We start from the raw sequence: 15926 nt of genomic DNA, 5'->3' as shown, positions 1-15926 counted from the left end.
CGTTTGATTAACGTCAATTTAAAACAAATAAATATATTTTTATAACTTGTCTCATATGATGGTTTAAAAGCAAAAGAAAATAATCTATTTTTTTTGTAAGGAGAGATCGATGAGCTCATTTTATAAAGGTACGTTTTTATTGATTGTTACGGCGTTTTTTGGTGAATGTATTGAGTTTTTGATTAACATGGTTATGGCGAGGGAATTGGGGGAACAGGGACTTGGACTTTTCATGACAGTTCTGCCGACAATATTCCTTATTGTGCTGCTGGCGAGCTTTGAGCTTCCTGTCTCTATTTCGAAGTTTATTGCTGAAAAGGATTCAGTCTATCATCACAGTATGCTTCAACAAGTAATAAAATGGACAATCATCTTTACAATTGTGCTGACGATAGTCGCTGGTTTCGTCATTCCGTTTATTCCAATATTCCAGGACTATCACCCAATCTTAAAATGGCTCGTTCTTTTGCTGCTGCCGGTTATTTCCTTTACGTCGATTGCAAGAGGCTTCTTTATGGGCAAACAGCAAATGGGAAAAATAGCAGCATCTAATTTCCTGCGGAAAATTGTTCAACTAGGAATGCTTGTTTTTCTTTTTCAATGGTTTTCCTTTGATTTGGAAACATCTGTTTTAATCGCATTTTGTACCATTGTTGGCAGTGATTTAGTAGTATTTTTGTATTTGCTTCATATGTTTTTCGTTCAGTATCAACGTATTAGAAAAGGTGAAAATGAGCGAATGGGTGGCAAGGCAATTTGGAAGGATCTTTTGTCTGTCTCCATTCCGACGACAGGCTTACGGATTTTTCATGCATTGTCCCATGCTATACAGCCCTTTTTAATAAAAGGCGCATTGGTTGCATCTGGTATAACTGCAGCAAATGCGACAGAGCAGTATGGGATGCTTGCAGGGATTGCCTTGACTATAGGCTTTTTTCCGGCATTCATTGCGCATTCCTTTATGACAATGCTTATTCCGACCGTGTCAAAGGCTTATGCTGAAAGGAATTACTCACATTTACAGCATCTGCTTAAGCAAGTGATGCTGATAACCCTTGGGTACGGGTCAGTTGCTATTGCCATTTTTTACTTTTATGCAGAGCCGCTGACAATGAAATTCTTTCACTCATCTCAAGCTGCTTCCATTGTGCAATTATTATGGCCGTATTTCTTCTTGCACTATTTCACGATTCCAATGCAGGCTTTCCTTATTGGCCTCGGACTCTTAAAGGATGCGGTATTCCACTCGGTTTGGGCTACTATTTTTTCGTATACAGCTATCTATTATCTTGGCTCCTTAAGCCATTTACAGATGGGTGGCATTGCAATAGGCATGAATTTAGGTGCTGTCATTCTAGCACTGCTGCATTATTTAACTATTTGCAAAAAAATCGGCTTTTCCATTTGGCTTTCACCAGGCAAACAAGCACATCAATAAAAATATAAAAAACTTTTTAAAAAAGTGTAGGGGTTAATAGGTGCGGTTTCGTTTATTGTGTAGAAGCGTCCTAGGGGAAGGAGGATAATGATGGAACCCCTAATTAATAACTGCACAGGTGATTGTAATGAAGCCTGTTATGAAGAGATAATTAAAGAACATGGAAATGCGATATTTGCTTATATCCTTTCATTGGTCAAACATAAAGAACTAGCCGAAGATATTTATCAGGAAGTACTTATATCTTCATATCTATCGTTTTCTTCCTTCGAAGATTACAGTAAAGCAAAAAGCTGGTTATATAAAATAGCGATAAATAAATGCCGTGATTATTGGAGAAAAGAAAAGACATCGAAGAAATTCTGGGAGGAAACGGTATATACATATGTACGGGAGACATCCGTTTCCTTACCGCCAGAGGATACAATTATAAACAAATGTGCGCATGAAGAAATGATTGATACATTAGAAGAGCTGCCGCAAATGTACAAGGAGCCTCTTCTATTATTCTATTATCATAACAATACATTGCTAGAAATTAGCGACAAAACAAAAACGCCCCTTTCAACGGTTAAAACACGCATGAAAAGAGCAAAAGAGCAATTGCGTCCAAAAGTAAATAAACTGGTCTCCATTTAATGTGGAGACCTTTTTTCTTACTCTGGTCTCTGCTTATTATAGTAGTTTACTGAATACATAGCACCTTCACTAACCATATTGTTATCACCGATATCTTGCGGATCGGGATTTCCGGCCTTCATGATAGGTGATTCATCCTTTTTGGAGTGTAACATCTGAGTGACCCGCTGCATCATTTCTTTTCCTTTTGAGGAAAATAGAAGATAACCCCCAACGCCTGCACCGACAACCGCTAATGTTCGCATCGTTTTCATAATTCATCCCTCCGAATAGTTTGTCCAAAAAATATTGCTTAGTTTTATTTACCCAAGACTGACAGATTAGAAACCTGCGTGTCGTTTTAAGTTTTTTTTCCTTGAAATAGGGGAAAATAAAAGTAAAAAAGCGATCGGAGTGATCTTTTTGAAAAAGCATCACATGGGCAAATGGATTTGGTATGCACTTGAAAAGATTGAAGAGATCGACCAATTAAAAGCAGAACTGGACATTCCCATTGAAGATTGGCACAAAATCATCAATGAAAAAAAAGGGAACTATTTGGAGATGGATACATCAACAATCGGCAAGGAATCTTTGAGTGGTTCACTTATCTATAATCGGAAAATTGAGGAAAGAGGAGATTATGAGCTGTTTTACTTCTATCTGTGTGGCGATTATCTCATCACATTGGATTATCATGATAACAGCCTCCATTTAAACAAAAGGTCAAATATTATTCAATCTGCCCAAAATGCCATATCCCCAGTTGATGGGTTTATGGTGATTCTTGGCAACATTATGACAGATATTCTTTACCATATTGATACATACGAGGAAAAGCTAGATGAATTAATATGGGATGTGAAAGAGAAGAATAGTACAAAAACCTTAGATAAAATTTATCAGTCAAGGCATGAAATACTTATTTGGAAAAACGTCATGATGCCCTTTTTAGAGCTGAAGTTTGCCATTGAGGAAGCCTTTGGAGAGGATGCCACAGATGGCAGAGATTATAAGCGAGTTTCTAAGCGGATTCAGAGAGGACTTACTTTAGTTGATGAGTATGAAAAAGAATTAAATAATCTCGTCCACTTTGAAGAGGTTGTTTCCCAGCATCGAGGAAATGAAATTATGAAGACATTGACAGTGTTTACGGCCCTTTGTACTCCTATTATGGCACTTGGAGCATTGTGGGGTATGAACTTTAAATATATGCCTGAGCTTGATTGGAAATATGGCTATGCCATTTCGCTTGCCTTAATCGTGCTGACTACTGTAATTATTTATGCTTATTTAAAAACAAGGGGATGGATGGGTGATCTTCTAAAGGCAAAAAAGAAAAATTCTTTCTTTCAATAGCATGTGGTCTAATAGACGGCAATTAGGAAATTACATATAATATTTATAGGAAGTAATCTTAGAAAGCAATCCTAAGGAGGATATATGGTAGGTTCTAAATATTGCAGTGAGTCGCTCGTTGTTAAAACGAGCATTGTTTTCCCAACAGATACGAACACTTATGGCACATTGTTCGGAGGGAAATTAATGGCATATATTGATGATACGGCTGCTATTGCTGCCATGAAACATGCAAGAAAGCATATTGTGACAGCTTCAACTGATTCAGTTGATTTCCTTCATCCAATTCAAGAGGGCAATTCAGTTTGTTTAGAAGCCTTTGTAACCTATACAGGAACCTCCTCTATGGAGGTGTTCGTAAAGGTGACATCTGAAGACTTGCTTTCAGGAGAAAAACATCTTTGTGCTCTCAGCTTTTTGACAATGGTTGCCATAGATGAACACGGCAAACCAACAGCAGTGCCGCAGGTTGTCCCACAAACGGAAGAAGAAATCAGTTTGTTTGAATCAGGTAAAGTTCGTGCCCAGATGAGAAGAAACAGAAAAGCAGAGACACAGGAGCTTGCTCGGAAATATAAGTCCAAGTGAACAGATATCTAGAAGTGTGATTTATAGGAAATGCTGTCGAATAGCTAAATTATTTTCCAGGAAATGATGATATTTCTAGAATCTTGTCTTATCCGTCTTTCTTTGTCTTATTTAGACGAAAGCCCTTGAAAAATGGCGTCCTCATTTAGAGGATGCCATTTTTTTTATGGACACAAATTGCAGTATCTTTCCAAGGTTTACTAAAATAAGGCTTGATAAAATCAGTAAAACACCAACAAGCATGACCGGATGAACAGCTTCGTTATAAAAAAAGTGACCTATTGTTAACGCGATTAAAGGTGAAACATATAACCATGTCGAAGGAAGAAAGGCATTTGTTTTTGCGACAAGATAATAATAGATAGTATGGGCAATCATGGACCCTGCTACAGTCAAATAAAGAATCGACAAAAGTCCCGGTATGGTTATATTAGGCGCAGGTTCCCCTGCGAATAGAGATAAAAGCAGCAGAAACAGTCCTCCGTATATCATTTGCACAGCATTCAATGCCATTGGACTTTCCTTTTTAAATGTACTAATCGTTTTCCCAGACCAAATTGAACCTGTTGCATAGCCAAATTGACCAAAAAGGATAATTCCGCACCCGATAATCCAGAAAGTATTCCAAGTGATGGATAGACCTGGCAGAAATAGGAAGAAAACTCCAATAAATCCTAGTATGATACCAACAATGCTTGCCTTATCAATTTTTATTCCCATAAAGGCAGTTTGGATGAGGATAATGATAATTGGTGCAGAAGCTGACAGCACTGCTGCAATGCCTGAGGAAACAAATTGTTCTGCCCAATAAAGGCAAGCAAAGGTTATAAAGGTCAAGGTAAACCCTGTGAACATTAGCTCTTTACGCCAAAGAAGCTTCCAGGATGTTTTTTTGCGGGCAAGCAAAATTAAATACAGAATTGCGCCTGCAGCCAAAAAACGGATTCCTGCAGACAGAAAGGGTGGAAAGCCTTCGTCAACTCCAACCTTGATTGCTAAAAAAGTAGTTCCAAAAATAAAACACATTAAACTATACAAGAAAATGGTCATTATGAAATCCCTCCTGCCGTTATTGTAAAACAGGTAGGACAGACCAGATAATTTCACATAGAACAGATTTAAGGAAATGGTACAATAATGGATAAAGGAGGGATCAATATGGTTATGAAATCTGAACAAACGGCACTTTACAAGCAAGTATATGAATATATGCTAACACGTATCCAAACAGGGGAGTGGCCAAAAGATAAAAGGCTTCCTTCTGTACGAAGCCTTGCCGAGCTTCTTGGTGTTCATCGTTTGACTATCTTGAAGGCATACCAGCTTTTAAAAGAGCAAGGGCATGTTTATGCAAAGGATAAAACAGGCTATTACAGAAAAGATAGTGACCATATAAGCAATATATCAGAGGAGCAGCCAGCAATTCGTTCTTATATTCATAACAGTCATCTCTCCGATATCCATCGTGAGCCAGTCACTTATAAATTTTCAGCATCCGTTGTTGATCCGACATTATTGCCTAATAGGTACCTTTCTCAGCATGCTAAGGAGATTTTTGAAAAATATCCGCTTTTGCTTGGAACTTATGCAAATGTTAAAGGTGATGAAGAGCTAATAGCAGGTATGTCAGCCTACTTTCAAAAGTACGACCGTTTATACATACCAGAGGAATCAATAGTAATCACATCTGGAGCACAGCAAGGGATTGATATCATTGCCAAGGTATTTGTTCAAGCACACGATTATGTGCTGATAGAAAGCCCGACTTACAGTGGTGCGGCTGATATATTCGCAAACAGAGGGGCAAAACTTATACCTGTGTCTATAACAGCAGCAGGTTTTTGTCTAGAAGAAGTGGAATACTTTATGAAGAAGTATAAGCCAAAGCTGTTTTACACAAATCCGACATATCAGAATCCTACAGGCTATACTGTGCCAGTTGAGCAGCGAAAACAGCTGGCAGAGCTTGCTGAAAAATATCAATGTATCATTCTCGAGGATGATGCCTTCCGTGAAATCTACTTTCACGAAACTCCGCCACCGCCTATTTACTCCTATGATACGGGTGGGTATATTATTTACTTGCGAAGTTTCTGCAAATATATGGCTCCAGGATTAAGAATTTGTGCAATGGTGGCACATCCAAGTCTGATGAAATGGCTGATTAAAGGAAAGGCACTTGCTGATAATGGGACACCGCTGCTAAGCCAGAAAGCCTTTTTGTTTTATCTAACATCTGACAGGGTGCGTACACATATGGAAAAGCTGAGAATAGCATTGCAGATAAGGAAGGAAAAGATGGAAGAGGCACTTCAGGACCATTCCTTCCAATGGGATAGTCCTGGGGGTGGGCTGAATCTTTGGGTGCATATAGACGAGACAATAGATAAAAACAAGCTTAAGGCTATGGCGCTTGCAAACTCTGTCTCTTATGTTCCTGGGCAGATTTGTGACCCTTTAGAACGGGATATTCCATATATAAGACTCAGCTATTCCTTTCTAAATGAACAAGACATAAAAAAAGGAATGTACTTACTAACAAGTATTTATGATTCATTATTGACAGACAATATGCATAAATGAGCAGGAGGTAATAATGGCAGAACTGGCTTATTATGTTGTCACAAGAAGGATTGAATTTAATAGGCAGGTCGTCCAAGAGATAAAACAAAGCCTGATTCTTTGCAGTGACAGAATTATGGCTGAGGAAACTGTTTTTCAGTTAGAGATTGTTTATGACATATCTGTAAAAAAAACAAATAATCTTTATCAAATGCTGTACTTGCACACAAATAAAGGAGTTTTCTCGTTTATTATTAAGGATGATCCAGCCGAATTCATTCGCCATGTGAAAGGAAGATTGCTGAAATAACAAATGCTGCCTGAGTTAACAGGCAGCATTTAGGTTAATCCTTACTTGAAAGGATTCCAAAGATTCTTAAGATGTTGATGAACAGGTTCACAAAGTCTAGATAAAGGTTTAAAGCCATTAATGGTACCTGCTCTGCTGACACTCCGTAATGCTTCATACGGTTAAAGTCAAAAAGTACATATCCGCTGAACACAAGCACTCCGATAAAGGAGTAGACAAGCATGGCAGTGGTGCCTAAAGGCCAGAAAATATTAAATATAGAGATCACAATCAAGGCAAGTAATGCTGCCATTAGCATTCCGCCGAGGAAGGAAAGGTCACGTTTTGTTGTCGTTGCAAATATTGCAAGTCCAGCAAATACGACTGTTGTTGTTCCTAAAGCCATTATGACGACATTAGCGCCGATAGTGGATATATAATGGGAAACGATTGGATATGTCGTTATTCCCGAAATAAACGTAAAGGCATAAAGGAAGGAATAGGACATTGATTTCCCTCTTCTAAGAAAGAAGGCAATAACAAGCATCACAACCTCTAATATTGCTAATGGTAAAAAGAGTGAAGCTGGAATAAAGTTACCTGCTAATGTTCCAACAGTTGCAATCCCTAAGGATAAGGCAAATGCTCTTAAAACAGCAGGTAGATGATTTGTGTTAACACTATGCGCGTACATAAAGTCACTCCATTGTTTATATTTTAATCTCTTTACGTATGAAACATAGTTAATGTTTCAAAATAAATTAATTTTCTTCTTGTCTGACATGGTCTTTTTTCAAAAGATCGCGAATTTCCATCAATAATTCTTCCTTAGCATCAATGGAAGGTGCTTTTTCTTCGACAATTTCTGCTTCTTTTTTCTTTTTGAACTTGGTAATCAGCTTGATAACCATAAAGATAGAAAAGGCGACAATAAAAAAGTCTAATATTGTTTGGATAAATTGTCCATAAAGGACAGTTGCCTTGCCGTAGGTTAATTTAAGGCTTGTTAAATTAACACCCCCAAGGAGAACTCCGACTATCGGCATGATAATATCATTCACAAGGGAGCTGACAATTTTGCTGAATGCCCCGCCAATAATTACACCGATTGCTAGATCGATGACATTGCCTTTGACAGCAAAGGCTTTAAATTCTTTCCACATACTAAAACTCCTAACTTTAATCAAACTAATTTTTGTTGCTTCTAAACTAGAATCAGTAACGAATACTGAATGAGCGAAACGTCTCGGCTTGCTGCTCAGCGACTTCCACATTCTGTACTGCGGCAAATCTGTTTCCCTTTTTGATGTCAGCAATAAATAAATCAAGCGTTTCTTTTGGTCCTGAAATGACGGCTTCAACAGAACCGTTGTCTCTGTTTTTGACCCAGCCGTGAACATTATATTCCATTGCCTTCATTTGTACAAAGTAGCGAAAGCCTACGCCTTGAACCTTTCCGGTGATGGCAAGATGATATTGATACATAAAATATCAACCCTTTCCATATATCGTTTTTCTGACCAGAACTAACTATAGAATAACATAAAAAGGAGCCAGTCCAAAAAGGGCTGCTGCCTTATGCTGATTTTTCCAAATAATAAGTAAGCGAAAACTGGAAAAACCTTGATTTGTAGAAAACTAGCCATTTTGTTAATATTAATAAGTACGCTTAAAAAGATAGGCAAATTACGTGTTTTTATAATCAGGAGAATATAATGAAACTATATATATATATTGGCATGCTTTTATTATGTGCTGTTTTGGTTGTCGTGGGGGCAATTCAACTAAGTTCAAAAAAGACCGATGAGAATGAGGCTTCGGCGAAACTTGCTGAAACACAGGTAGAGTGGATCATGGAAAATGCAATATCCTCTTTAACTCTTAAGGAGGATAATGAAGTATACGAAGCATATTTAGTTGGCGATGAAACGGAGAAATATCCACTTAAAGAGGATAGCTTTCTCGGAGATAAAGATGATTCTATTGTAGAAGGGGAATTTTCTCTTTATTTAACGGCAGAGTCAGAAGATGATAAAAAAGAGCTTAAACAAGCGATTAAACTGCGGGATCCGCTCGTATTTAATATAAAAAATAAAAATATCAGCACATACACCGTCAATAAGCATAGTATTATTGCAGTCTATCAAACAAAGGCAAAGGATAATACTGTTGCATCACTGTATGTGATGAAGGACGGAGAGCTTACGTCTCTTACTAAGAAGGAAATTCCAGTATTAAAGCGCAAAATTAAAAGTATCCAGCAAAACTATCTGCAGACTGCAGAAAAAAAGAATTCCGATTTGTATGAAGTGACTACATGGACGTTGAGTTCAGAGCGTCTGCAGCTTAAAGAGACGGACACAACTTATATTGATAAAGAAAAGGAAATGGAGAGATGGCTTGAGGAGGAAGAGTACTATTTGCCATTTAAAAATCTTACTCTCTCAAAAGATGCTTTAACAATTGCTGAACAGGGGATGCTGTTAGGCAGCCAGTATCCAATTGGTACAAGCATAAGCGAAATAACAAAGTCGAATAAAGAGTATACAGATACGAAGCAAAGTGATGGAACAATGATGGTAACTTACCCGGAGGTCACATACTACTATGATGGTAAGACAAAGCAGGTAACTTCGATCACGATTCCTGGCATGCGCCTTAAAATAAATATGTCTATAATCAATGAGATATTAGGCAAGCCGGATACATTTTCAGCAAACAAGGAGCATGATGGCTACATTGCTACTTATACTGCTAACCATTATGAAATGAAATTCATTTTGGACAGCAGTCAGCAATTAGAGCAAATTCAGCTTGTAAAAAAAGACAGTAAATAAAATAACAACCCTGGCAGACTTATCTCCCAGGGTTGTTTTGGTTATTAGAAAGCCCAGTCTCCATTGCGGAAGACAGCTTCTGTTTTTCCGTCTGCTGTAATGCCATCGATATCCATTTTATCAGACCCAATCATGAAGTCGACATGTGTAATACTTTCGTTCAAGCCTGCAGCAGCCAATTCTTCGCTGGACATTGTTTTTCCACCTTTAATGCAGAAAGCATACGCGCTTCCAATCGCTAAATGATTCGATGCGTTTTCGTCAAACAATGTATTGTAATAAAGAATATTGGACTCAGAAATAGGCGAGCGATGCGGTACAAGTGCGACTTCTCCTAAGTAATGAGAGCCTTCATCTGTTTCAACAAGCTGACGCAGAATCTCTTCGCCTTGCTCTGCGTTAACATCAACAATTCTACCGTCTTTAAATATAACGGAGAAGTTGTCGATGATGTTTCCTCCATAGCTTAATGGCTTTGTGCTTGCAACAGTGCCGTTAACACCTGTTTTGTGAGGTACTGTGAAAACTTCTTCTGTTGGCATATTTGCCATAAATTCAAAGCCCTTTTCATTAATACTTCCAGCCCCGCACCATAGATGGTTTTCTGGCAGCTCAATTGTCAAGTCTGTGCCAGGAGCTTTGTAATGTAGCTTTTTATAAGCTTTGTTGTTTAAGTAATCAACTTTTTCATGAAGATTTTTGTCATGCTGCTTCCATGCCTCAATTGGTTGCTCTTGATCCACTCTGGATGCTTTGAAGATAGCGTCCCAAAGAAGGTCAACGCGTTTTTCTTCCGGTTCATTTGCAAATACAGTATTCGCCCATGCAACAGAAGGGACACCGATAACAGTCCAGCTGACCTTATCTGATTGTACATATTTACGGAAGGCGCTCAATGCTTTTCCAGAAGCCTTTTGGAAGTTAGCGATTTTTTCTGTTGCAATGCCTTTAAGCAAATCAGGACTTGACGATAGGACGGACATGAATGCAGCACCAGCTTTAGCAAGCTCTTCTGTTTCTTTTGCTCTCCATTCCGGATATTCCAAAAATGCCTCAGCAGGTGCAAGCTCGTATTTTGTTCTTGTAACAGTATCGTCTGTCCAATTAACAACAACATTTTTTGCACCTGCTTCATATGCTTTACGAACGACTAGGCGGACAAACTCTGCTGCATCGATTGTTGTATTAACTACAAGCGTTTGTTCCGGCTGGATATTAACTCCGACCTTCACTGCAAGTTCTGCGTATTTTTCTAAGTTTTGCTGAAATGTACTCATTGTTATTCTCCTTTGCTAAAGAGCATGATATGTAACGATTGCCTTTTAAGAGCAGATACGATATCCGGCAATTTGCATGCAAGAGTCGTTCTGCTTTATCAATATAATGTCTGATGTGGCAAATCCTTTTATTCATTGTAGCTTGTTTACGCTCATAAATAAACTGATTTGTCATAATAGTAGAAGATTTATTTGCAATAAAGTTATGTTCAGATAATAACTGCAGCAGCTTAGTTCTGATTTTCGCGAGAGACGGCATCACCTCTAAGTTTTTGCTATAATATATAGATTATTACGTGACGGAGGAAATCATGAAACGAACTTTAAAAGCTGTTATTTTTGATTTTGATGGTGTAATAGCCGATACTGTCCAGCATTATTATGAAGCAACAAAAAGAATTGCTGATGAGCTTGGGGTTCCATTTACAACGGAAGACAACCTGCGCTTTCAAGGGATACCTCGGAAGGTATTAATGGACGAGCTTTCAAACAGATGCAGCAGGGATGTTACAGAGGAGGAGAAACTGCTGCTAGGAAATAAAAAAGGGGAGTACTATAGGGAGCTTATTGCTGAATTCACAAAAGGAGACATGCTTCCAGGCATGTATGAATTCCTGTTCAATCTTAAAAAGTCCGGCATTAAGATGGGGATTGCTTCTTCAAGCTCTAATGCTCCATTTCTGTTGGAGAAATTCGGTATAAAGGACTGGTTTGAGTGCATTGTTGATCCCCATAAGCTGACAAAAGGAAAGCCAGATCCGGAAATATTCCTAACAGCAGCAGACTGCCTTGGCATTTCATATGATAGCTGTGCAGCTGTGGAAGATGGAGAGGCAGGGCTTAAAGGAATAATGAAAACACCGATGTTTTCCGTCAGCATCGGAAATTCCGCTATATTGAAGCAGGCGGAGTGGAATGTACCAAGTACAGATTTTTTAACTGTTGAGGAATTACTTAGACAGTTTGCAAAAAGGAAATAACAGAAAGCCAGCATGAGGAATGCTGGCTTTCTGTTATTTGGCGTCTTCTTCTGCCCATCTTTTTAAAGCAGCCTCCGCCCGATTCTTCAAGGAAACAATATCCTCCTCAACTTTAAGGATATTTTGCTTCTTTAACTCAATCAGCCTCAATTGCTCTAATGTCGTTTCTAGTATTTTTTCCAGCTTTTCTCTTTGCAGGCTTGTTCCTTTTACTTGCCGATAATCTATTTTCTGCAGCTCCAATGCATCACTTAAGGCAATGAACTCCTGCAGTTCTTGAAGGGAGAAGCCAAGTACATCCTTTGCGTTGGTGATTTTCTGTAATAGTGTCACATGTTCTTCTGTATATAAACGATAACCCCCGTCACTTCTTTCTGGGGAAGGGATAAGTCCTATTTGCTCATAATAACGAATTGTCCGTTTAGTCAATCCGCTCCTTTTTGCCACGTCATCAATTTTCAGCCATTCCATAATTGTTGCTCCTTTTTACGTTGCTCCAATAAAGGCAGCATGTAATACGTCATATTTATTAATAACTTTGGCATAATGAAAAGAAAAGAGCAAGTGATACAATGGCAAACATTGACGTTGACGTAAACGTTAATAAGGTCTATACTTTTACATGGATTATTAAATCGATTAATTAATAAAAAGAAGGATGATATTAATGAGCAGGGAGACTGTTACTTCATTGGAATCACCAAATAAACAGCCGCTAGTCATTTGGGTAATCTTTTTTGCAACGATTATTTCCTTTATGGGACTAGGACTTGTTGATCCGATTTTGCCTGCAATTGCTGTGCAATTGGATGCGACACCAAGCCAGGTGTCTTTATTGTTTTCAAGCTATAACTTAATCACAGGGATTGCGATGTTAATTACTGGAGTTGTATCAAGCAGGATTGGGATAAAATGGACACTGCTGACAGGTATTTTATTTACAATCGTATTTGCAGGCTTAGCCGGAACTTCTGATGGTATCTGGCAGATTGTCGGCTTCCGCGGCGGTTGGGGCTTAGGAAATGCATTATTTATTGCTACTGCCCTATCTGCAATTGTTGGTTTATCAACAGGTGGAACGGCAAAAGCCATTATTCTTTATGAGGCTGCAATTGGCTTAGGTATTTCCGTAGGTCCACTTCTTGGTGGGGAGCTTGGCTCCATTTCGTGGAGAGGACCATTTTTCGGTGTAAGTGTTTTAATGATTATTGCCTTTTTAGCATTATTGCTGAAAATGCCTAAATTAGAAAAGCCAAAGGTGAAAAGCTCTGTTTTAGACCCAATTAAGGCACTTAAATATCCTGGATTATTCCGTTTAGGATTAACGGCCTTTTTATACAATATAGGATTTTTCACATTGATGGCATATTCTCCTTTTGTAATGGAGTTGGATGAACATGGTTTAGGTTATGTCTTCTTAGGCTGGGGCTTATGTCTAGCTGTTACTTCTGTTTTCATTGCACCAAGACTGCAGGAAAGATTTGGTACGATTAAGTCAATGACTGCCATGCTGATTTTATTTGCTTTAACGCTGCTCGCAATGGGCATCTGGACGGACAGCAAGGAAGTAATTATTATTGCTGTTATTGTGGCAGGGCTTTTCTTAGGAACAAACAATACACTTATAACGACAGCAGTTATGGAAGTTGCTCCTGTTGAGAGAGCAACAGCTTCGGCAGCATATAGCTTTGTCCGCTTCTTTGGCGGTGCAGTAGGTCCGTGGCTTGCAAATAAATTGGCAGAGGTGTATTCTCCTCATGTGCCATTTATAGTCGGAGCAATTTTTGTCTTGCTGGCGATGGCCTCTGTTGCAACAGGCAGAAAACATCTTCATCATGTGGACAGAATTTCACATTAGAAAAAGCAGACCATTAGGTCTGCTTTTTATTATTTATCGTCCTCTTTATTCATAGCTGCTTTTAGTAAATCACCAAGACTGTTGCCGAAGCCTTCATCCTTCGTGTATTTCTGGACAAGCTTACGTTCTTCTTTTTTGCTGACTGTTTTCTTGCGATCTGCTGCCTTTTCAACAACATTACAGCTACGGCATTGGAAGTAGGTACCCGCTTTTCCGTCATGGATTTCCATCTTTTTATGGCATTGCGGGCAGCGTTTATTGGAAAGCTTAGGATCCTTCCGTTTGCTGAAATTGCAGTCCATGCTGGAGCAGACGAGAAGCTTGCCGTTTTTCGTGTTTTTTTCTTTCAGGAAAGAGCCGCATTCTGGACATTTTGAACCAGTAAGATTCTGGACTTTGTAAGCCTTATCGCTGTTTTTTATTTCAAGAATAAACTGCTTTGTCTGCTGTTTAATTTCCTGCATAAATTTATCTGGATTAGCTTTACCTTTAGCAATGTCCTCAAGCTTTTGCTCCCATGTTGCTGTCAGCTCAGGTGAAGTCAAATCATCATTAACCAGTTCAAGAAGCTGTTTTCCTTTTTGAGTCGAATGGAAGCGTCCATTTTGTCTTTCTACAACCTCTGTTGTAACAAGGCGCTCGATAATTTCAGCTCTTGTTGCAGGTGTACCTAAGCCGAATTTCTCCATTTTACCTAGTATATCTGCCTCACTATAACGAAGTGGCGGCTCTGTCCATTTTTGCTCACTCTTTACAGAGCTGACGCCGACTTCCTGACCTTGCTTTAAGGAGCTGAGAAGTGTGTTGCTTACAGCTTTTGTGCCCGTTAAAGCTTTAAAGCCAGGCTCTATTACATTTGTATCGTGAATAACAAAGCTGTGCCCGCCAATTGTTAATGTTGTCGCAATCACTTCATATTTATGCTTTGGATAAAAGAGTGCAAGAAATCTCTTAACAATTAAATCGTATATTTTCTTTTCATCATTATCAAGCTTGTGAAGGAACACAGGCTGTTCTGTTGGAATGATAGCATGGTGATCCGAAACCTTGTCATTATTAAATATATTTGCTGCTTCCATTTTGCCTTTTTTGACAAGCAGCTTTTGTGCTTCTTCCTTGTAAGCTACAGACACGCTTTGAAGCCTATCGAACATTGTATCCTTCATATCTGTCGTCAAGTAGCGGGAGTCTGTTCTTGGATATGTCACCAATTTATGCTGTTCATACAGCTTTTGCATAACATTTAATGTCTTTTTTGCAGAAAAGCCGAAAATTTTGTTTGCATCACGCTGAAGCTCTGTCAAATCATATGGAAGAGGGTGATGCTCTGTTTTTTCCTTCCGTGTCATAGAAGTGACCTTCGCACGCTCATTTTTCGTGCTGTTAATAATTGCTTCGACTTGTTCCTTAGAAAAAATGCGTTTTTCTCCATTTTTTTCAAAATATGCAGTTGATTCACCGATTTTGGCACTGATTGTCCAGTATTCTTTCGGTACAAAGGATTGAATTTGTTTTTCTCTTTCAATTACAAGGGATAAAGTAGGTGTCTGTACTCTTCCGGCAGAAAGGGGGTCATTAAACTTAGTCGTTAATGCACGTGTGACATTTAACCCAATTAGCCAATCTGCTTGGGCCCGGCAAACTGCTGATGCATATAATGGGTCAAACTCTTTGCTCGATTTTAATTTACGGAACCCATCGAGAATCGCCTTGTCTGTCTGTGAAGAAATCCACAGTCGCTTCATTGGCTTTTGGAAACGTATTTTATCCAATATCCATCTTGCAACTAGCTCACCTTCACGCCCAGCATCTGTTGCGATGATGCATTCATGAACATCTTTTCTTTTAGCAAGCTGTTCAATTGCTTTATACTGGTGGCTTGTTTGCTTCATGACTTTAAGATCCATCTTTTCAGGAATGATTGGTAAGTCGTCTAAATTCCAATTTTTATATTTAGGATCATAATGCTCAGGCATCTTCAATTCAATAAGATGACCTAATGCCCATGTCACAATATATTTGTCTGATTCTATATAGCTTTTGGATGTTTTATTGCATCCGAGGACTCTGGCAATTTCTCTTGCCACGCTCGGTTTTTCACAAAGTACAAGTGATTTCAT

17 protein-coding genes are annotated in these 15926 nt (G+C 38.7%); 9 read left to right on the top strand and 8 right to left on the bottom strand.

Annotated features, from left to right (window positions below; translation table 11 throughout):
* The first annotated feature begins 109 nt into the window (after window positions 1–109).
* Together NQZ71_RS18980 and NQZ71_RS18975 are read left to right on the top strand one after the other, a co-directional pair.
* Window positions 110–1438 carry a polysaccharide biosynthesis protein gene (locus tag NQZ71_RS18980; protein WP_317011143.1) on the top strand — a complete coding sequence of 443 codons (1329 nt, stop codon included), beginning with the start codon at window positions 110–112 and terminating at the stop codon, window positions 1436–1438.
* Window positions 1439–1525: 87 nt separating this feature from the next.
* Complete coding sequence (locus tag NQZ71_RS18975; protein WP_144456125.1) at window positions 1526–2077, top strand: RNA polymerase sigma factor; 552 nt, start codon at window positions 1526–1528, stop codon at window positions 2075–2077.
* 17 nt (window positions 2078–2094) lie between these two features.
* Here the strand turns inward: NQZ71_RS18975 and NQZ71_RS18970 are convergent, their stop codons facing one another.
* Entirely contained in the window at window positions 2095–2331 is a 237-nt protein-coding gene (locus tag NQZ71_RS18970) for a hypothetical protein (RefSeq protein WP_127740113.1), read from the bottom strand.
* Between the two features lie 148 nt (window positions 2332–2479).
* On the opposite strand from NQZ71_RS18970, the gene NQZ71_RS18965 reads away from it, so the two are divergent.
* A complete protein-coding gene (locus NQZ71_RS18965; protein WP_317011142.1) occupies window positions 2480–3415 on the top strand; it encodes a magnesium transporter CorA family protein in 936 nt (311 codons plus the stop codon).
* A gap of 84 nt (window positions 3416–3499) precedes the next feature.
* Window positions 3500–4003 carry an acyl-CoA thioesterase gene (locus tag NQZ71_RS18960; protein ID WP_144456121.1) on the top strand — a complete coding sequence of 168 codons (504 nt, stop codon included), beginning with the start codon at window positions 3500–3502 and terminating at the stop codon, window positions 4001–4003.
* Between the two features lie 141 nt (window positions 4004–4144).
* Here NQZ71_RS18960 and NQZ71_RS18955 read toward each other — a convergent pair whose 3' ends face one another.
* Complete coding sequence (locus tag NQZ71_RS18955; RefSeq protein ID WP_317011141.1) at window positions 4145–5053, bottom strand: DMT family transporter; 909 nt, start codon at window positions 5051–5053, stop codon at window positions 4145–4147.
* 108 nt (window positions 5054–5161) lie between these two features.
* Between NQZ71_RS18955 and NQZ71_RS18950 the strand changes: the two genes are divergently transcribed.
* On the top strand, window positions 5162–6586 hold the full coding sequence (locus tag NQZ71_RS18950) for an aminotransferase-like domain-containing protein (protein WP_317011140.1): 1425 nt from the start codon (window positions 5162–5164) through the stop codon (window positions 6584–6586).
* A gap of 13 nt (window positions 6587–6599) precedes the next feature.
* Window positions 6600–6875 (top strand): hypothetical protein, encoded by a 276-nt coding sequence (locus NQZ71_RS18945; RefSeq protein WP_317011139.1) that lies wholly within the window; start codon window positions 6600–6602, stop codon window positions 6873–6875.
* 34 nt (window positions 6876–6909) lie between these two features.
* Here the strand turns inward: NQZ71_RS18945 and NQZ71_RS18940 are convergent, their stop codons facing one another.
* The 3 genes from NQZ71_RS18940 to NQZ71_RS18930 all read right to left on the bottom strand — a co-directional run bounded on the left by NQZ71_RS18940 (window position 6910) and on the right by NQZ71_RS18930 (window position 8339).
* Complete coding sequence (locus NQZ71_RS18940) at window positions 6910–7548, bottom strand: Bax inhibitor-1/YccA family protein (RefSeq protein ID WP_317011138.1); 639 nt, start codon at window positions 7546–7548, stop codon at window positions 6910–6912.
* 67 nt (window positions 7549–7615) lie between these two features.
* Window positions 7616–8017: a large conductance mechanosensitive channel protein MscL gene (mscL, locus tag NQZ71_RS18935; protein ID WP_317011137.1), complete on the bottom strand. Its 402-nt coding sequence runs from the start codon at window positions 8015–8017 to the stop codon at window positions 7616–7618.
* A 52-nt stretch (window positions 8018–8069) separates the two neighbouring features.
* The gene (locus NQZ71_RS18930; RefSeq protein WP_317011136.1) at window positions 8070–8339 is read right to left on the bottom strand and encodes an acylphosphatase; all 270 of its coding nucleotides are present in this window, start codon (window positions 8337–8339) and stop codon (window positions 8070–8072) included.
* A gap of 230 nt (window positions 8340–8569) precedes the next feature.
* Between NQZ71_RS18930 and NQZ71_RS18925 the strand changes: the two genes are divergently transcribed.
* Window positions 8570–9691: a DUF4309 domain-containing protein gene (locus tag NQZ71_RS18925; protein ID WP_144456111.1), complete on the top strand. Its 1122-nt coding sequence runs from the start codon at window positions 8570–8572 to the stop codon at window positions 9689–9691.
* Window positions 9692–9735: 44 nt separating this feature from the next.
* On the opposite strand, the gene NQZ71_RS18920 is transcribed toward NQZ71_RS18925, so the two are convergent.
* Window positions 9736–10968 carry an aminopeptidase gene (locus NQZ71_RS18920; RefSeq protein WP_275009578.1) on the bottom strand — a complete coding sequence of 411 codons (1233 nt, stop codon included), beginning with the start codon at window positions 10966–10968 and terminating at the stop codon, window positions 9736–9738.
* A 311-nt stretch (window positions 10969–11279) separates the two neighbouring features.
* Here NQZ71_RS18920 and pgmB point away from each other — a divergent pair, with 311 nt between their 5' ends.
* Window positions 11280–11948 carry a beta-phosphoglucomutase gene (gene pgmB / locus NQZ71_RS18915; RefSeq protein ID WP_275009577.1) on the top strand — a complete coding sequence of 223 codons (669 nt, stop codon included), beginning with the start codon at window positions 11280–11282 and terminating at the stop codon, window positions 11946–11948.
* A 33-nt stretch (window positions 11949–11981) separates the two neighbouring features.
* On the opposite strand, the gene NQZ71_RS18910 is transcribed toward pgmB, so the two are convergent.
* Window positions 11982–12419: a MerR family transcriptional regulator gene (locus tag NQZ71_RS18910; protein WP_144456105.1), complete on the bottom strand. Its 438-nt coding sequence runs from the start codon at window positions 12417–12419 to the stop codon at window positions 11982–11984.
* A gap of 196 nt (window positions 12420–12615) precedes the next feature.
* Between NQZ71_RS18910 and NQZ71_RS18905 the strand changes: the two genes are divergently transcribed.
* Window positions 12616–13806, top strand: coding sequence for an MFS transporter (locus NQZ71_RS18905; RefSeq protein ID WP_144456103.1), 1191 nt, complete (start codon window positions 12616–12618; stop codon window positions 13804–13806).
* A 29-nt stretch (window positions 13807–13835) separates the two neighbouring features.
* On the opposite strand, the gene NQZ71_RS18900 is transcribed toward NQZ71_RS18905, so the two are convergent.
* Window positions 13836–15926 carry a DNA topoisomerase III gene (locus tag NQZ71_RS18900; RefSeq protein WP_260054058.1) on the bottom strand — a complete coding sequence of 697 codons (2091 nt, stop codon included), beginning with the start codon at window positions 15924–15926 and terminating at the stop codon, window positions 13836–13838.

It is taken from the genome of Niallia taxi, from assembly GCF_032818155.1.
Lineage (GTDB): Bacteria > Bacillota > Bacilli > Bacillales > Cytobacillaceae > Niallia > Niallia taxi_A.
The sequence above is the reverse complement of the archived record's forward strand: the minus strand, read 5'-3'. Positions and strand labels throughout refer to the sequence as shown.